At 44.6% G+C, this 14,495-nt stretch carries 19 protein-coding genes and 2 pseudogenes; 11 read left to right on the plus strand and 10 right to left on the minus strand.

Features of this window, described 5'->3' with window-relative positions; translation table 11 throughout:
* The first annotated feature begins 25 nt into the window (after nucleotides 1-25).
* Both RS881_RS09780 and RS881_RS09785 read left to right on the plus strand, forming a co-directional pair.
* Complete coding sequence (locus RS881_RS09780) at nucleotides 26-625, plus strand: cytochrome c biogenesis protein CcdA (RefSeq protein WP_315820909.1); 600 nt, start codon at nucleotides 26-28, stop codon at nucleotides 623-625.
* Nucleotides 622-1,434, plus strand: coding sequence for a thioredoxin family protein (locus RS881_RS09785; protein WP_315820910.1), 813 nt, complete (start codon nucleotides 622-624; stop codon nucleotides 1,432-1,434). Before RS881_RS09780 ends, RS881_RS09785 begins: the two co-directional genes overlap by 4 nt.
* 128 nt (nucleotides 1,435-1,562) lie before the next feature.
* Here RS881_RS09785 and RS881_RS59225 read toward each other — a convergent pair whose 3' ends face one another.
* Nucleotides 1,563-1,955, minus strand: coding sequence for a Uma2 family endonuclease (locus RS881_RS59225; protein WP_350340201.1), 393 nt, complete (start codon nucleotides 1,953-1,955; stop codon nucleotides 1,563-1,565).
* Between the two features lie 498 nt (nucleotides 1,956-2,453).
* Complete coding sequence (locus RS881_RS09790) at nucleotides 2,454-3,059, minus strand: RNA polymerase sigma factor (protein ID WP_484557631.1); 606 nt, start codon at nucleotides 3,057-3,059, stop codon at nucleotides 2,454-2,456.
* A 348-nt stretch (nucleotides 3,060-3,407) separates the two neighbouring features.
* On the opposite strand from RS881_RS09790, the pseudogene uvrA reads away from it, so the two are divergent.
* Both uvrA and RS881_RS09815 read left to right on the plus strand, forming a co-directional pair.
* A pseudogene (gene uvrA, locus RS881_RS61575) lies at nucleotides 3,408-6,167 on the plus strand (excinuclease ABC subunit UvrA).
* Between the two features lie 398 nt (nucleotides 6,168-6,565).
* A complete protein-coding gene (locus RS881_RS09815; RefSeq protein WP_315820916.1) occupies nucleotides 6,566-6,907 on the plus strand; it encodes a hypothetical protein in 342 nt (113 codons plus the stop codon).
* On the opposite strand, the gene RS881_RS62240 is transcribed toward RS881_RS09815, so the two are convergent.
* The 3 genes from RS881_RS62240 to RS881_RS09820 all read right to left on the minus strand — a co-directional run bounded on the left by RS881_RS62240 (nucleotide 6,908) and on the right by RS881_RS09820 (nucleotide 8,048).
* Nucleotides 6,908-7,003 (minus strand): DUF4293 family protein, encoded by a 96-nt coding sequence (locus tag RS881_RS62240; RefSeq protein WP_484557618.1) that lies wholly within the window; start codon nucleotides 7,001-7,003, stop codon nucleotides 6,908-6,910.
* Nucleotides 7,004-7,044: 41 nt separating this feature from the next.
* Nucleotides 7,045-7,209 (minus strand): DUF4293 family protein, encoded by a 165-nt coding sequence (locus RS881_RS62245; protein WP_484557619.1) that lies wholly within the window; start codon nucleotides 7,207-7,209, stop codon nucleotides 7,045-7,047.
* Nucleotides 7,210-7,514: 305 nt separating this feature from the next.
* The gene (locus RS881_RS09820; protein WP_315820917.1) at nucleotides 7,515-8,048 is read right to left on the minus strand and encodes a hypothetical protein; all 534 of its coding nucleotides are present in this window, start codon (nucleotides 8,046-8,048) and stop codon (nucleotides 7,515-7,517) included.
* Nucleotides 8,049-8,294: 246 nt separating this feature from the next.
* On the opposite strand from RS881_RS09820, the gene RS881_RS09825 reads away from it, so the two are divergent.
* The 4 genes from RS881_RS09825 to RS881_RS09840 are packed head-to-tail and all read left to right on the plus strand — an operon-like array spanning nucleotide 8,295 to nucleotide 10,036.
* Nucleotides 8,295-9,002 (plus strand): histidine kinase, encoded by a 708-nt coding sequence (locus RS881_RS09825; protein ID WP_315820918.1) that lies wholly within the window; start codon nucleotides 8,295-8,297, stop codon nucleotides 9,000-9,002.
* Complete coding sequence (locus RS881_RS09830) at nucleotides 8,960-9,352, plus strand: LytS family sensor histidine kinase (RefSeq protein WP_315820919.1); 393 nt, start codon at nucleotides 8,960-8,962, stop codon at nucleotides 9,350-9,352. The genes RS881_RS09825 and RS881_RS09830 overlap by 43 nt, the downstream gene beginning before the upstream one ends.
* The gene (locus RS881_RS09835) at nucleotides 9,324-9,470 is read left to right on the plus strand and encodes a hypothetical protein (protein ID WP_315820920.1); all 147 of its coding nucleotides are present in this window, start codon (nucleotides 9,324-9,326) and stop codon (nucleotides 9,468-9,470) included. Before RS881_RS09830 ends, RS881_RS09835 begins: the two co-directional genes overlap by 29 nt.
* Nucleotides 9,471-9,502: 32 nt before the next feature.
* Nucleotides 9,503-10,036: a LytR/AlgR family response regulator transcription factor gene (locus tag RS881_RS09840; protein WP_315820921.1), complete on the plus strand. Its 534-nt coding sequence runs from the start codon at nucleotides 9,503-9,505 to the stop codon at nucleotides 10,034-10,036.
* Nucleotides 10,037-10,087: 51 nt separating this feature from the next.
* Here RS881_RS09840 and RS881_RS09845 read toward each other — a convergent pair whose 3' ends face one another.
* Both RS881_RS09845 and glyA read right to left on the minus strand, forming a co-directional pair.
* Complete coding sequence (locus tag RS881_RS09845) at nucleotides 10,088-10,273, minus strand: PLD nuclease N-terminal domain-containing protein (RefSeq protein ID WP_315820922.1); 186 nt, start codon at nucleotides 10,271-10,273, stop codon at nucleotides 10,088-10,090.
* 190 nt (nucleotides 10,274-10,463) lie between these two features.
* Nucleotides 10,464-11,839: pseudogene (glyA, locus tag RS881_RS09850) on the minus strand (serine hydroxymethyltransferase).
* Nucleotides 11,840-11,912: 73 nt separating this feature from the next.
* Between glyA and RS881_RS09860 the strand changes: the two are divergent.
* The 3 genes from RS881_RS09860 to RS881_RS09870 all read left to right on the plus strand — a co-directional run bounded on the left by RS881_RS09860 (nucleotide 11,913) and on the right by RS881_RS09870 (nucleotide 13,493).
* Nucleotides 11,913-12,470, plus strand: a complete 558-nt coding sequence (locus RS881_RS09860; RefSeq protein ID WP_315820924.1) for a sugar phosphate nucleotidyltransferase — start codon at nucleotides 11,913-11,915, stop codon at nucleotides 12,468-12,470.
* Nucleotides 12,389-12,910, plus strand: a complete 522-nt coding sequence (locus tag RS881_RS09865) for a GlgC family sugar phosphate nucleotidyltransferase (protein WP_315820925.1) — start codon at nucleotides 12,389-12,391, stop codon at nucleotides 12,908-12,910. Before RS881_RS09860 ends, RS881_RS09865 begins: the two co-directional genes overlap by 82 nt.
* 298 nt (nucleotides 12,911-13,208) lie before the next feature.
* A complete protein-coding gene (locus RS881_RS09870; protein ID WP_315824418.1) occupies nucleotides 13,209-13,493 on the plus strand; it encodes a carboxypeptidase-like regulatory domain-containing protein in 285 nt (94 codons plus the stop codon).
* 127 nt (nucleotides 13,494-13,620) lie between these two features.
* On the opposite strand, the gene RS881_RS09875 is transcribed toward RS881_RS09870, so the two are convergent.
* The 3 genes from RS881_RS09875 to RS881_RS09885 all read right to left on the minus strand — a co-directional run bounded on the left by RS881_RS09875 (nucleotide 13,621) and on the right by RS881_RS09885 (nucleotide 14,459).
* Nucleotides 13,621-13,950 (minus strand): hypothetical protein, encoded by a 330-nt coding sequence (locus tag RS881_RS09875; protein ID WP_315820926.1) that lies wholly within the window; start codon nucleotides 13,948-13,950, stop codon nucleotides 13,621-13,623.
* 90 nt (nucleotides 13,951-14,040) lie between these two features.
* Nucleotides 14,041-14,283, minus strand: coding sequence for a hypothetical protein (locus tag RS881_RS09880; RefSeq protein WP_315820927.1), 243 nt, complete (start codon nucleotides 14,281-14,283; stop codon nucleotides 14,041-14,043).
* Between the two features lie 5 nt (nucleotides 14,284-14,288).
* Nucleotides 14,289-14,459: a hypothetical protein gene (locus tag RS881_RS09885; protein ID WP_315820928.1), complete on the minus strand. Its 171-nt coding sequence runs from the start codon at nucleotides 14,457-14,459 to the stop codon at nucleotides 14,289-14,291.
* Nucleotides 14,460-14,495 lie beyond the last annotated feature (36 nt).

Raw genomic sequence — 14,495 nt, forward strand, 5'->3', positions numbered from 1 at the left:
TGAAGATGATCGTTCCAAAAGCCTGATGGGCATTTTTATCCTGGGGTTCCTGGGTGGCTTGATCGGTTTGTTGACGCCGTGTGTGTTTCCGATGATACCACTCACGGTATCCTTCTTTACCAAACAATCGCCTACCCGTTCAAAAGGCATTTTCAATGCGGTGATGTATGGGGTTTTCATCCTACTGATCTATGTGATCCTGAGTATTCCCTTTCACTTCCTGGATTCCAATAACCCGGAAATATTGAATACGATCTCTACCAATATCTGGTTAAACTTATTCTTCTTTGTGGTATTTGTGGTGTTTGCTTTGTCTTTCTTTGGGTTGTTTGAAATTGGGGTACCCGGTGGATTGGCCAATAAAACAGATTCAAAGGCAGGCACAGGAGGCCTGGTGGGTATTTTCTTTATGGCACTTACGCTGGCGCTGGTATCCTTCTCCTGTACGGGGCCGATATTAGGTTCCTTGCTGGCGGGTTCCTTGTCTACGGATGGCGGTGCTATGCAGCTTACCATGGGGATGGCAGGTTTTGGATTGGCGTTGGCTTTACCCTTTACGGTATTTGCATTATTCCCCAGTTTATTAAAATCATTGCCCCGCTCGGGGGCTGGCTCACTTCGGTGAAGATCGTATTGGGCTTTTTGGAGCTGGCATTGGCCGTGAAATTCCTTTCCAACGCGGACCTGGTTGAGCATTGGGGTATCCTTAAAAGAGAAACCTTCCTTGCCATTTGGATCATCATTGGCATCCTACTCTCCTTATACCTGTTTGGCATCCTGAAATTCAAACACGAAGGGAAGCCGAAACTCACTAAGGTCCGCCTGGCACTGGGAGGCATTGTAGCTGTATTCACACTTTACCTGATACCGGGATTGACCACCACCAAATATGCCAACCGCGCTTTGATCAGTGGCTTTCCACCACCGCTTACCTATAGTATTTATGGCAAGCATGCTTTTAAAGGAGTAGAAGCCCAGGTGGTTAATGATTACCAGAAGGGATTACAACTGGCCAAAGCGCAAAACAAACCTTTGCTGCTTGACTTTACGGGATGGGCTTGTGTGAACTGCCGTAAGATGGAAGAGAATGTATGGCCAGTACCCGAGATCAAGGAGCTGATTGAAAAGGATTATGTACTGGTGTCATTATATGTAGATGACCGGGCCAAGTTGCCGGCTGATGATCGGTTTGTTCACACCTTCCCCGATAGCTCGAAGAAGGAGATCAAAACGGTGGGCGATTATTTTGCCACTTTACAGAGTGTCAACTTTACCAGTGTTTCCCAGCCGTTGTATGTGGCTATTTCGCCCGATGAAAAGTTGTTGACCAGGCCGGTGGGATATACGCCCGATGAAGAGGAATATGCTGAGTGGCTAAAGGCCGGACTGGAAGCGTTTCGGAAGGTACAGCGGCCTGTGGTAGTGCAACGGTAAAAGCCATTGGATTAAGCATAGTTGTTGTACCGGGTAAGGTATTGTAGCTGTGTATCCTGGTTGAAAAGGTTAGAAAGTTATTGTGATAGTATCAATGAATAAAGGGCTCTTCGGAGCCCTTTGCTATTTTAGAGAAGGCCGGTACTTTCATAAATATCCACGAGGGGTATGGATAGTTCTATTGTTTTTATGGGCAGGTGTTCGACTGGTTGTTGATACTCCTGGAGTTCCCAATGGCTGGTTTGATTAATGTACCAGGACTCTATTTTTACTGACTCTGAATCTATCAGGATGTATTCTTTTAGTGATGGTATATCCCGGTAAAGATTGAATTTGTTTCCTCTGTCATAACTTTTGGTAGTGGGAGAAAGTATCTCTATAATGATGGAAGGATTAAGTACATTGTATTTGTCGTCGTTCAGGGTTATGATCTCTCCACAAACGATGGAAATATCCGGGTAAGTAAACAGGGTATTTTGTGGTATATGGATACGTTGGTCGCTGTTAAAGGGCGGCAGGATTTGCCTTTAAGTCGTATTCCTAGTGCGATCAACAGGTTGGAGGCGATCATATTATGTTGAACAGCAGCCCCTGCCATAGCAAATAGCTCACCCTGATAGTACTCTCGTTTAATATCAGAGCGGGCTTCTGATTCCAGATACTCCCCGATGGTATATTTTCTTTTGCTGTAGTCCACAGCGGGTTCTTTTACTTCGTTTTCCATGCACTAAAGTACGAAGAATACAGGGTTCCGGATTGAAAAAAATGAGACAAATTTGACTTGTTTTGAGGGGGGTAAAAATAAAATCCCCGCTCTTCTACCAGCGGGGATTTCAATTAGGCGTCATTCTGTTCCAGCCTTCCGGCTAGCAAGCAATGTCATCATACAAAGGTCGGAGGGAGGGCCAGAATGACAATATCTTTCCAGTCTCTATTTTGGTTGGGTACAAAGCTAATTAGTTATCCGTTCCCATTTTTACGGTCACCGTTAAACTTTTGCCAAGAGACGAGGATTAATATTATAAGGCGATTTTCTTCTGCATCATCATTTTGCGCAGATTAATGAGCCCATAGCGCATTCTTCCCAGTGCAGTATTGATGCTGCAATTGGTGAGGGAAGCGATTTCCTTAAAGCTCAGATCTGCGTAATGACGGAGAATAATGACTTCGCGTTGATCTTCGGGTAAAAGATCGAGCATTTGGCGAACGCGGTCATGACTTTGTTTCTTCATCATTTTCATATCAGCACCTTCTTCAGTGAAGTTGATCACTTCAAAAATGTCGCGGTCATCACTCGTACGAATGGATGGGGTACGCTTCACCTTACGGAAATGATCTACGCACAGGTTGTGAGCAATACGCATTGCCCAGGGTAAAAATTTACCTTCCTCTGTGTAACGGCCTCCACGAATTGTGTCGATAATCTTGATGAGAACATCCTGGAAAATATCTTCGGCCAGATATTTGTCTTTTACCAGGAATAAAATTGAAGTGTACATTTTGTCCTTATGACGAAGGACGAGGGTCTCTAGTGCATACAGGTCTCCATCCTGGAAATCCTGGATGAGTTCATGGTCGGTCTTTTGCGTAGTAAATTCATAAACTTCTACGGTTTTGAAGGTGATAGGATATTTAAATTGAATGGATTTTATTTTTGAACGGCTTTTCTGTGTAGAAGTGACAACGTCAATAGGCAGTAAAATTTTAGTTTTCCAATTTATTGTACAAATAACCAACTAAAGATAAAGCCTTTTTCAAAAAACAAAACTTTAAGAGAATTTTTAAACTTTTTATGGACTCATTGGTAAATGGTTATACTTATTGACATTTCTCAAGTGATTTTATTAGAGAAAATATATATTACAGTATTCTGATATAACTGTAATAAGTTATCTGAAATAGTTCCCCACATTGCAATAATTTTGTGATCTTTCTTATGCCTGATACAGCAAAAAAACGACACCGTAAAATCCATCCGGCCATTGAAAGCCTTTGATAACATTTTTATCAAAGGTGCCCGGGTGCATAACCTGAAGAATGTTTCTGTTGAAATTCCACGTAATAAACTGGTGGTAGTAACCGGCGTTTCGGGATCGGGAAAATCTTCCCTGACCATCGATACCCTGTTTGCCGAAGGGCAGCGCCGGTATGCCGAAAGCCTTAGTGCTTATGCCCGCCAGTTTATGGCCCGCATGGTGAAGCCGGATGTGGACTTTATTAAAGGCCTCTGTCCTGCCATCGCTATTGAGCAAAAGGTAATAACCCGCACCCCCGTTCTACGGTAGGCAGTATGACAGAGGTGTATGATTACCTGCGGTTACTGTATGCCCGGGCAGGTAAAACCATCTCACCCGTGTCGGGCCGGGAAGTCAAGAAAGATGATGTAAAAGACGTGGTAGAAGCCATGTCGAAACTTACCATAGGCGACAAGGTATTGATCCTGATACCTTTCAGGCAGCATACCCACCGCAATGCCCAGGAAGAATTGAACATCCTCATGCAGAAAGGATTCTCGCGTCTCTATGATGGTACGGTGTTGCGGATTGAGGACCTACTGGAAGACCCCAAATGGAAAGCTGCCAAGGACACTTATGTATTAATAGACCGGTTGGTGGTAAAGGATTTTGATGAGGACGATCAGCATCGGATAGCGGATTCGGTGGGTACAGCGTTTTATGAAGGCGAAGGCGCTCTTCAGTTGGAAGTGAATGGCACTAAAAAGCTTTCCTTTTCCAATAAGTTTGAACTGGATGGTATCCAGTTTGAAGAACCAGTTCCCAATCTGTTCTCCTTTAATAATCCATTTGGCGCCTGCCCTACCTGCGAAGGTTTTAGCCAGGTATTGGGCATTGATAGCGACCTGGTTATTCCCGACAAACGCCTGAGTGTATATGAAGGAGGAGTGGCTCCCTGGAAAGGGGAGAAACTGGGCTGGTGGAAAGAGCAATTCATTAAGGGCGCAAAAAGATTGATTTCCCTATCCATAAACCGATCATAGACCTCACCAAGGCACAATACAAAATGTTGTGGGAAGGTAGCGGCGGTGTACAGGGTATCAATGATTTTTTCAAAGAGGTAGAGCAGAACTTATATAAGGTACAATACCGCGTACTCCTGTCGCGTTACCGGGGCCGCACGGAATGTCCTGATTGTAAAGGATATCGCCTGCGCAAAGAAGCCCTGTATGTGCAGGTAGGCGGCAAGCATATTGAGAGCTGTGTGAAATGCCCGTAAAGGACTTGATACAGTGGTTCGACCAGTTGAAGCTTAGTGAGTATGACCAGCAGGTAGCTAAACGGGTGCTGATTGAGATCAACCACCGGTTAAAGACATTAATGGATGTAGGGCTTGGGTATTTAACGATGAATCGCCTGGCCAATTCATTAAGTGGTGGCGAAAGTCAGCGCATCCAGCTTACCCGTTCACTGGGAAGTAACCTCACCGATTCTTTGTACATCCTGGATGAACCATCTATTGGGTTGCATTCGAGGGATACGGAGCGACTGATCCGCGTATTGAAAGAGCTGCGTGACCTGGGTAATACAGTGGTAGTGGTAGAGCATGATGAAATGATGATGCGGGAGGCAGATCATATTATTGATATGGGCCCGCTGGCTTCGCACCTGGGTGGCGAAGTAGTGGCCGCCGGTAATTATGATGCGCTGATCAGCAATCCTAAAAGCCTTACAGGCCAATACCTGAAAGGTGATCTACAAATTGAAGTACCTAAAAAGCTACGTACCTGGAACCGCTCTCTTAAGGTAGATGGGGCGCGGCAGAATAACCTGCAGGACCTAACAGTCGAGTTTCCGCTGAATACCCTTTGTGTGGTAAGTGGTGTAAGCGGCAGTGGTAAAACCACGTTGGTAAAACAAATACTGTATCCCGGTTTACAAAAGATCAAAGGTGAATTTGCTGATAAAGTAGGGTTGCACAAAGCGATCACGGGTGATGTAGATTATCTGTCGCAGATAGAAATGATAGACCAGAATCCCATCGGCAAATCATCGCGCAGTAACCCGGTTACTTATATCAAAGCGTATGACGAGATCAGGGACCTTTATGCCAAACAGCCTTTGAGTAAGATGCGCGGCTTTCAGCCCAAGCATTTTTCGTTCAATGTGGATGGCGGCCGTTGCGATACCTGTAAAGGAGAAGGAGAGCAAGTAGTAGAGATGCAATTCCTGGCCGATGTACACCTTACATGTGAAGTATGTGGCGGAAAGAAGTTCAAGGAAGAGGTGCTGGAAGTGCAATACAATGGCAAGAACATCTATGATGTGCTGGAGATGAGTGTGGATGAATCGCTGGAGTTTTTTAAAGCTGAAAAAGATATCATACAGAAAATAAAGCCGCTGAGCGATGTGGGCCTGGGTTATGTAAAACTGGGCCAGTCGTCCGATACTTTATCGGGTGGTGAAGCGCAACGGGTAAAGTTGGCCTCCTTCCTGGGTAAGGGGAGAGCACAAGGACATATCTTGTTCATTTTTGATGAGCCTACCACCGGGTTGCATTTCCATGATATCAAAAAGTTATTGACTTCTTTCAATGCACTGATAGACCAGGGACATTCCATCATCGTTATTGAACACAATATAGATGTGATCAAAAGTGCCGATTGGATCATCGACCTGGGCCCCGAGGCGGGAGATGGGGGCGGTAATTTGGTGTATACCGGTGTGCCCGCTGGCCTGAAAAAGGTGAAAGTGAGCTATACGGGAAGGTTTTTGTAGAGTCGGGAAAGTACGGAAGTCCGAAAGAACAACCCCTAAAAAGCAGTTTCCCTTACCGACTTCCAGGCTTTCGGTCTTACGGACTTGTATTTGGCATTCGGACTTCCCGACAGCCGGTCTTGCCTTCCGCACTTTCATACTGCTTTAACATTTCATCACCGTTCTTTGCAGCAAAGTTGATCGCTTATGCGTTACTTACTTTTATTGGTAATTGTACTGGGAGCTGTGGGTAGCCTGGATGCCCAGATTAGGGTGCCTTTTGGCCAGAAAAAGGCTGGCGCCTCTACCACTGTGCCCAAGGTAAAAGGCCCGCAGGTGGGGGTAGCGGACTTAATTGAGATGCTCGACTGGAGCACCTGGCAAATTGATACTACCTTGAAGAAAAGGGCTACCTCCTTATGCAGAAAGAGGTCGACTCTGCCAGTTCCCTCTTCCAATATTCCAACGTTAGCCGCCTGGATGATGCCCCTACAACGGTGCGCTCCCTTAGTTTAATGGATGCCACAGTTGGTAATATCCAGGGTCGCATGATCTCTTACCGCACGTATGATAAGAATGAATACCGCGATATTTCTTCCTATTTATTAGCCAATAATTACCACAAAACGAACGAGTTTGCCTTTGATGAAGCCAAACATACACTCTATAGCAATGGCTCCCGCGAATTACGGCTGAAAGTCATTACCACCATTAAAGACAAAAGGACCTTTACGGCTTACGAGATAGAGCTGGGGAAGTGATTACCTGAGGCGATCAAGGCTTTTAACCAGTTTCTGGTCACGGTAAATACCACGGATAGCCAGGATCAGCAAGATGGGTACCACAATGGCTACCACAGCAGTCAGGCTATAGTTTCCTTCTCCGGGAACAAACTTCTTTACCTGTATATAAAAAGTACGAGGTTTATACAGGAAAGCAGGAGGGCCAACAGTCCAAGCCGCATTTGAAGTTTCCTGTCTTTGAAAAGGAAAATGGCCACCAGAGCCAGGAGCCCTGTTGCTACAATTGAAATGGTCAACAGTATATTGTCGGTACCGACCAACTCGGCACGCTGGCTGGGCTGTCCTTCCTTAATAATATTACCGCTGTAAAAAGAAATTTTCAGGGTAAAAAAAAGTGGCCGCTGCCGCCAGTAATAACCAAATAGATTGTATACGTTGGATCATTTGGGAAAATATTATTATCTCAAAAATAAGTAATCCGTTTGGTATAAATAACCTCTTATTAGTAAACACTTTAATAGCGGCCCCCTCTTTCGCGGAGGGGTATCCAAAAATGACAAGTGGCAGGTAACTACTCCTGCCACTTTTTTTTTCGCCATTTTATAATACAAACAAAAAACCGGTATTATTCTCCCTTGCCCGGAGGAATGATCTCGCTCATTTCGCCGTCGGCTACACGGATTAGTTTCCAGTCGTCGCCCTGGTTAAGGTGCAGGATATAAATGAACTGGTTACTCGTTTGGATCTCCTCGGCACTGCATATCGTATGGTCGTACCAGGTACTTTTAACGAGTGCCCTTACTTCGCGGGGAAGCTTTTTCTCCGTTAGGTAGCGGATGGTATACAACCAATTGCCCCGGCGATCATAGTCAAGGCGCACCTGCGTATCGCCTACTTTGTACTTCGCCATAAATCCATTTTGAATGATATACCATCGTTCATCCTGTGCTTCGGGAAAAGTCTGTTTGAAATGCCTTACTGCTCTGATATGTATATCATTGCGGTAAATGGCATCGCCCGCAGGCGTAGTAACAATGTCCGACGAGCCTGTCGCCGAACTAACAAGCTGGTGGCTGCTGTTTACCTTGCTAGCGGCGCAAGCCTGTAGCAAGATAAGAATGACCGGCAGCAGCGTGCCGGTGAGGGTGTTGTGTTTCATGGCTATACTTTGATAATTGTTAGTATGACGCGCATCTCATACTTATGTTGCACTGTAACCGATGTTAAAAATTTGACTAGATAAAATAACAACATCTTTTTGCCGTCTTCTGCAGGTTTTAGATGTATTACAGGATTACCAGATAATAAGCGGCTTCCTGTCTTATTTTTCGATGTACGCCGTTTGTCGAATAAAGTGGAACAAGGGCTTGACAATTTGGTAACTTTAAGCAAGTAAAGCCCCAGGATGTTTAAGAATAAAATGCTCAAGACGAATATCATTTTCTGGACCTGCTTCTTCTTGTACGAATGGCTGGCCAATGCTGCTTATGATAGTATGTATGAAAGAAACCTGGTTTCGGCAGCTTTATTAACCCCACTGGTATTGTGCGCCACCCTGTTCACCCTATTTGTGTTGATCGAAAAACTATACCTCAAGGGCAGGAAAGCAGCATTCTGGCTATGGCTCATTGTCAGTATGCTGGTATTTGGACTTACGAGGAGATATATTAATTATTACATTCTTTACGCTACCTATACGCCCAATTGGATGAAAATGCAGCCTTTTCTGCTGCCCGTCAAAATATTGTTTGAAATTGTAGGTACTTACCTCATTGTTGCCCTCTATAGCATGTTTTACTTCATCCAGAAATGGTATAAGGAGCAGCAACTGGCGCAGGAGTATAAACAGGATAAGGTAGAGGCGCAACTGGAACTGCTTAAATCGCAAGTACAGCCACATTTTATATTCAATACACTGAATAATATCTATTCCCTTTCTACTCAGAACAGCCCCAAAACATCCGATCTGATCTACCGACTTTCCTCTCTGTTGAGCTATACGTTGTATGATAGCCGTAAAACCATTATCCCCTGGAACAGGAGCTTGAATACATTAATAATTATATTGAATTGGAGAAGATACGGTATGGCGAGCGGTTGGATATTGCAGTGAATGTGCTGAATGATACCCGGCATTTAGGTATTTCTCCTTTTCTGCTGTTACCCCTGGTGGAGAACTGTTTTAAACATGGGGTAAGCAATGAAATTGATACCTGTTGGATACGATTGGATATTTTGGCCAATGATGGCTGGCTCATCATCAAGGCCGAGAACAGCAAGTCATCGAACGGGAAGTACAATGGAACCCGAAATGGTATTGGTTTGGAAAACGTTAAAAGAAGATTGGAGATATTATATCCTGGCAAACATGAGTTTAAATGTATAGAAGAAGACCAAACCTTTTTAGCGGTGCTTAAAATAAAAACGATTGCTCATGAAGATAAAGTGCCTGTTGGTAGATGATGAACCACCGGCTATAGACCTGATGACCACCTATATTGAAAGGGTAGGCGACCTTGAAGTAGTGGGCCGGTGCAGCAATGCCATTGAGGCATTTGGGTTTTACAAAAAACAAAAGTAGACCTCCTGTTCCTGGATATTCAAATGCCTAAAATGACCGGACTTGACCTGATCCGCTCACTACACGACCGCCCCAAGATGATTGTTATTACCGCTTACCGCGAGTTTGCAGCCGATGGGTTTGACCTGGACGTATTGGATTATATTGTAAAGCCTGTTTCTTTTGAACGATTCCTGAAAGCCATTGCCAAGTACAATCAATATATTTTATTCAGGCAAACTGAAATGCCTGGACAACAACAGCCTGATGCTTTTGATAAAGCCTATATGTATTTTAAAGAGAATAAGCAGGTGAAGAAAGTATTCCTGAAGGATATCATATACATTGAAAGCATCAAGGATTATGTGAAGATCGTAACTAATGATAAGCCCGTGATCACCTATCAGCGGTTGAGTTACATGGAAGAAAAACTGCCCGAGAATAAATTCCTGCGCATCCATAAGTCCTATATCATCGCCATCGATCGAATATCGGGCTATAATAATGACCTGATCAATATTGAGGGACACGAATTACCCCTGGGTAGAAGTTATAAGCAGGGCTTTCTGAAGGTGGTAGATATGTGAAGTTGGAACAACATGAAAACCCATACGAAACCTGGAACAGCCTGAAATGCCTTAAGATATTTTTTGCTCCCTGCCAATGATATAATACAAGATGGTTCCAATGAAGGGAATGAAAATAACGATAAGTGCCCAGACTAATTTGGTGCTATCCTCACGGAAACGGCTATTGATAATATCTACCAGTGCCCATATCCATAATACGAGACATAATAAACCGATCAATCCAAACGAGAACATAGTTGTAAGATTTTATTCATTAGTCGGGTAATCAAAATGAATATTACAAAATAGGTGGTTTCCCTAAAAGAGCAATGGCGGGCCGCTTAGGAAAGCAACCTGCCATTGGTAGTAATATGTCAAAGGTGGGGCGCCCTGTGGGGCTGTCGTGCAGCCAGGCTGGGGCTCACCTTTGTAGTTTTTTGTAAGTTTATCCTAATTCGGGATAGAGCGGAAATTGCTTCATAAATGCCTGAACATCGCCTTTTACGGACTTGATGACGTTTTCATCATCGGCATTTGTCAATACCTTATCAATCAATCCCACCACAGTTTCCATATCCGATTCCTTCATACCACGGGTTGTGATGGCTGGTACGCCTACACGGATACCGCTGGTTACAAAGGGGCTCTTGTCGTCGAAAGGAACTGCATTCTTATTGAGCGTAATATGCGCTTTATCCAGGGTTTCCTGTGCTTTTTTACCAGTAAGGTTTTTATTACGCAGATCAATCAGCATCAGGTGGTTATCGGTGCCCTGGCTAATCAGGTCATAACCACGGTTCACCAATGATTTGGCCATTGCCTGCGCATTGGTCAGTATCTGTTTGCCATAGGTCAGGAACTCATCAGTGAGGATCTCTCCAAAGGAAACCGCTTTGGCTGCGATCACGTGTTCCAGCGGTCCGCCCTGGATGCCGGGGAATACCGCCAGGTCGAGCAGAGAAGTAATGGAACGGGTATTGCCCTTGGGATCCTTGATACCGAAGGGGTTATCAAAATCATGACGTACCATGATGATACCGCCACGGGGACCGCGCAAAGTTTTATGGGTAGTAGAAGTTACGATATGGCAATGATCAAACGGATCGTTGAGTAAACCCTTGGCTATCAGGCCGGCAGGATGGGCAATATCAGCCAGCACCAGGGCGCCGATCTCATCGGCTACAGCGCGGATGCGGGCATAATCCCAGTCGCGGCTATAGGCCGAAGCACCACAAATGATCATTTTGGGCTTTTCTTTACGGGCAATAGATTCCAGCTGGTCATAATCTACCAGGCCGGTGTCTTTTTCACCCCATAATGCAGGGCTACGTAATTTTTGCCGCTGAAGTTGGCAGGGCTTCCGTGGGTCAGGTGGCCGCCCATGCTCAGGTCGAGGCCCAGGATCTTATCACCGGGCTTCAGGCAGGCTACAAATACCGCCGTATTGGCTTGTGCGCCGCTATGAGGCTGCACATTGGCCCAGCTTGCATTAAATATCTTTTTCAGCCGGTCAATCGCCAGCTGCTCTATTTGGTCAACGATCTCGCAGCCACCATAATAACGCTTGCCGGGGTATCCCTCAGCATATTTATTGGTGGGTACGGTACCCATGGCCTGCATTACTTGTAAGGAAGTAAAGTTTTCGGAGGCGATGAGTTCTATGCCATTGCGTTGACGGTCAAGTTCCTGGTTGATGAGGTCAAAAACTAAGGTATCTTTTGCATGGCGCAAAAGTAATTCAATTGCCATAAATGAGGTAAAGAGATTGATAGATAAAAATTGCCAGAAAGGGAAAATAAATTGCCAATTGTTAGGCGGCATTTATACAAAAATAGGTGTACGAAGAATTTTCCCTATTTTCACGGCTTGGTAAAAACAAACTACTTGTTTTTAAATGAAAGCGATCATCCCCGTAGCTGGTGCAGGCACTAAGTTACGTCCCCATACATACACACAACCCAAGGCACTGATTCCTCTTGCAGGAAAAACAATTCTGAGTATAATTGTTGATCAGTTGACAGAAGCCGGTATCAATGAATTCATTTTCATTGTAGGCTACCTGGGTGAGAAGATACAGGATTACGTAAAGGAAAAATATCCCGGATTACAAGCCCATTTTGTGTACCAAAGCGAACGCCATGGTATTGGCCATGCCATTACGCTTACACGCAACATTGTAGCCGATGATGAGATATTTGTAGTATTGGGCGATACCATTGCCGAATACGATGTACAGCAGGTGCTGGACATGCCGGGATCCGCCCTGGGCGTAAAGCGGGTGGATGACCCGCGAAACTTTGGTGTAGCCGAAATGGGCGAGGATGGCTTTATCAGCCGGGTTGTGGAAAAGCCACAGATACCCAAATCAATATGGCCCTGGTTGGCATCTACCGCATCAAAGAAACCAACCTGCTGTTTAATTGCCTCGAAAATAATATCCGCAACCAGGTGATGAGCCGGGGCGAGTTCAGTATTACCGACGCCCTGGAATGTATGATCACCCAAGGTGCCAAATTCCAGGCTTTCAAGGTGCAAAACTGGTTCGACTGTGGCCGGAAAGAAACCCTGCTGGAATCGAACGCTACCCTGCTTAAAAAGTTTGGTGGTATCATTGCCCCCGAGCACAGCCTCGATAATACCATCATCATCCCACCAGTAAGTATAGCTAAAGGGTGTAATATCAAAAATTCCATCATTGGCCCCAATGTAACCATTGGTGAAAAAACGACCATCAATTACTCCATTATCAAGGATTCTATCATAGGGTCTTTTGCTGATCTGTATGATATTGTATTGACTACTTCCCTCATTGGCAGTGATACAGAAGTGAAAGGGGAAAGCCGCAGCCTGAATATTGGCGACAATACGGAAATTGACCTGGGCGAATCTTGATAAGTTTACTGTATTATTTTACATGACCGGCAAATAGGTCTGGCAAAGAATGAGTAACTTTCTAGAGAAATATGCAACATTCTTTATGGGCTACGTGTCTTTATAAAGGATGGGCACCTGAATCCTGTGATGAGTGGCACAACCAAACTTTGCCAACCTTTTAAATGCTAATTTATGAGAGGAAAGAAAAACTTCTGTTGCTTATAGCAATACTTCCTCTTGCCTTGTTAACCAAAGCTAATAACGGCAATGACGACCGTGGAAAACCTGAACCTGCCATCTCCGGCATGGTCTCTGAATCGGGCAGCAAAAACCAGTACAGGGCGTAACTGTTTCTATATCCGGCAAAGGTCAGGATAAGAAGGAATTTGTTACCGATGCTACTGGTAATTTTAAAGTGCCCCAAATGCCAGCAGGCGAACTAATCATCATCCTGGAGAAGAAAGGGTATAAAACCTATAGAAAAGAGGGTGTTACGCTGAAAGAAGGCGTTCCCCTGAAGTTGAATTTTGATATCAGCAATGAGGGAGCGGATGATGAAAGCGATGTTTTCCATCCCCTGCGTATGATGGACAGTGAATAGATCCAACCTTAAATAAATATATTCAAGCGGCCCCGCCATTAGCGGGGCCGCTTTTTTGCCCCAAGCCTATACAAATAAAAAACGGGGCCTTAGCAGCCCCGTTACCTTCACGCGCGATTGTATGCGCTTAATCGAAATCAATGTCCATATCACCATCTTCTTTCCGGATGGTTACTTTTTCATGGCTGAAATACTTCTTGTATTTGTCTACAACATCCTGCGGTTGCTTTTCACCATTTATCGTCAGGTTGCCTTCTTTGTACTTGATCGTATAGTCACCCTTGGTGCTTAATAATCCTTCTTTTTCCATGCTATAGATCATTTCCTGGTAGCCTTTGAACTCCACTTTTGCTTTATCTATTCCTTCCAGTGCCTCGTCCATCGTTTTCCTTAAGTCCAGTTTTTCCTCGTCCAATTCTTTCATGGCTTTCTTGATGGCCTTATTGGAGGCTTCCAATTCTTTTGTAGCTCCTTCTTGTTGAGCTTTTGGGTCTCTTCTATTTCTTTTTCCAGTCTATGCTGTTTACTTCCTTTTCTACCTCCTTCCTCACTTCTTCCATTTGTTTTTAAGGCCTTCTTTATCTATACTGGCATAAGCCTGTTTGGTTGATTCATTGATTTCCTGCTGGATCTTTTCAAAATCAATTTTCTTCAATGATTCCTGCACTTCCCGGCTAATCTTTTCCATATCAACCTGCTTCATGGCCTGCTCTATCTGCTGCTGAATTTGTTCGGTGTTGATGTTTTTACGCACCTGTTCCATGCTCTCCTTGATCTGATCCCAGTTCACATCCTTCATTTTTCTTTGGCTTCGTCCAACTTACGGATCTCTTTGTCAAGGTCCTTTTCATCGGTTTCACGGATGGCTTTTTTTCTTTGTGCAGGGATGGTGTCGGCGGTGGGTTGCTGACCGGCTATAGGCTGTTGGGGATTGCCTTTCCAGGCTACCAGGGCAATAACAGCCATTAATCCCAGTGTTGGAATTGCCCAATGCAAATGTTT

Origin of the sequence: Paraflavitalea speifideaquila (assembly GCF_032395985.1) — a bacterium.
Classification (GTDB): domain Bacteria; phylum Bacteroidota; class Bacteroidia; order Chitinophagales; family Chitinophagaceae; genus Paraflavitalea; species Paraflavitalea speifideaquila.

Excerpts from the sequence above, each read along its gene's own strand:
- RS881_RS09780 (WP_315820909.1), top strand. The coding sequence starts at position 26 with ATGGGCATTTTTATCCTGGGGTTCCTGGGTGGCTTGATCGGTTTGTTG.
- RS881_RS09815 (WP_315820916.1), top strand. The coding sequence starts at position 6,566 with ATGCAGAAAGAGGTCGACTCTGCCAGTTCCCTCTTCCAATATTCCAAC.
- RS881_RS09820 (WP_315820917.1), bottom strand. The coding sequence starts at position 8,048 with ATGAAACACAACACCCTCACCGGCACGCTGCTGCCGGTCATTCTTATC.
- RS881_RS09825 (WP_315820918.1), top strand. The coding sequence starts at position 8,295 with ATGTTTAAGAATAAAATGCTCAAGACGAATATCATTTTCTGGACCTGC.
- RS881_RS09835 (WP_315820920.1), top strand. The coding sequence starts at position 9,324 with ATGAAGATAAAGTGCCTGTTGGTAGATGATGAACCACCGGCTATAGAC.
- RS881_RS09840 (WP_315820921.1), top strand. The coding sequence starts at position 9,503 with ATGACCGGACTTGACCTGATCCGCTCACTACACGACCGCCCCAAGATG.
- RS881_RS09845 (WP_315820922.1), bottom strand. The coding sequence starts at position 10,273 with ATGTTCTCGTTTGGATTGATCGGTTTATTATGTCTCGTATTATGGATA.
- RS881_RS09860 (WP_315820924.1), top strand. The coding sequence starts at position 11,913 with ATGAAAGCGATCATCCCCGTAGCTGGTGCAGGCACTAAGTTACGTCCC.
- RS881_RS09865 (WP_315820925.1), top strand. The coding sequence starts at position 12,389 with ATGGCCCTGGTTGGCATCTACCGCATCAAAGAAACCAACCTGCTGTTT.
- RS881_RS09885 (WP_315820928.1), bottom strand. The coding sequence starts at position 14,459 with ATGGCTGTTATTGCCCTGGTAGCCTGGAAAGGCAATCCCCAACAGCCT.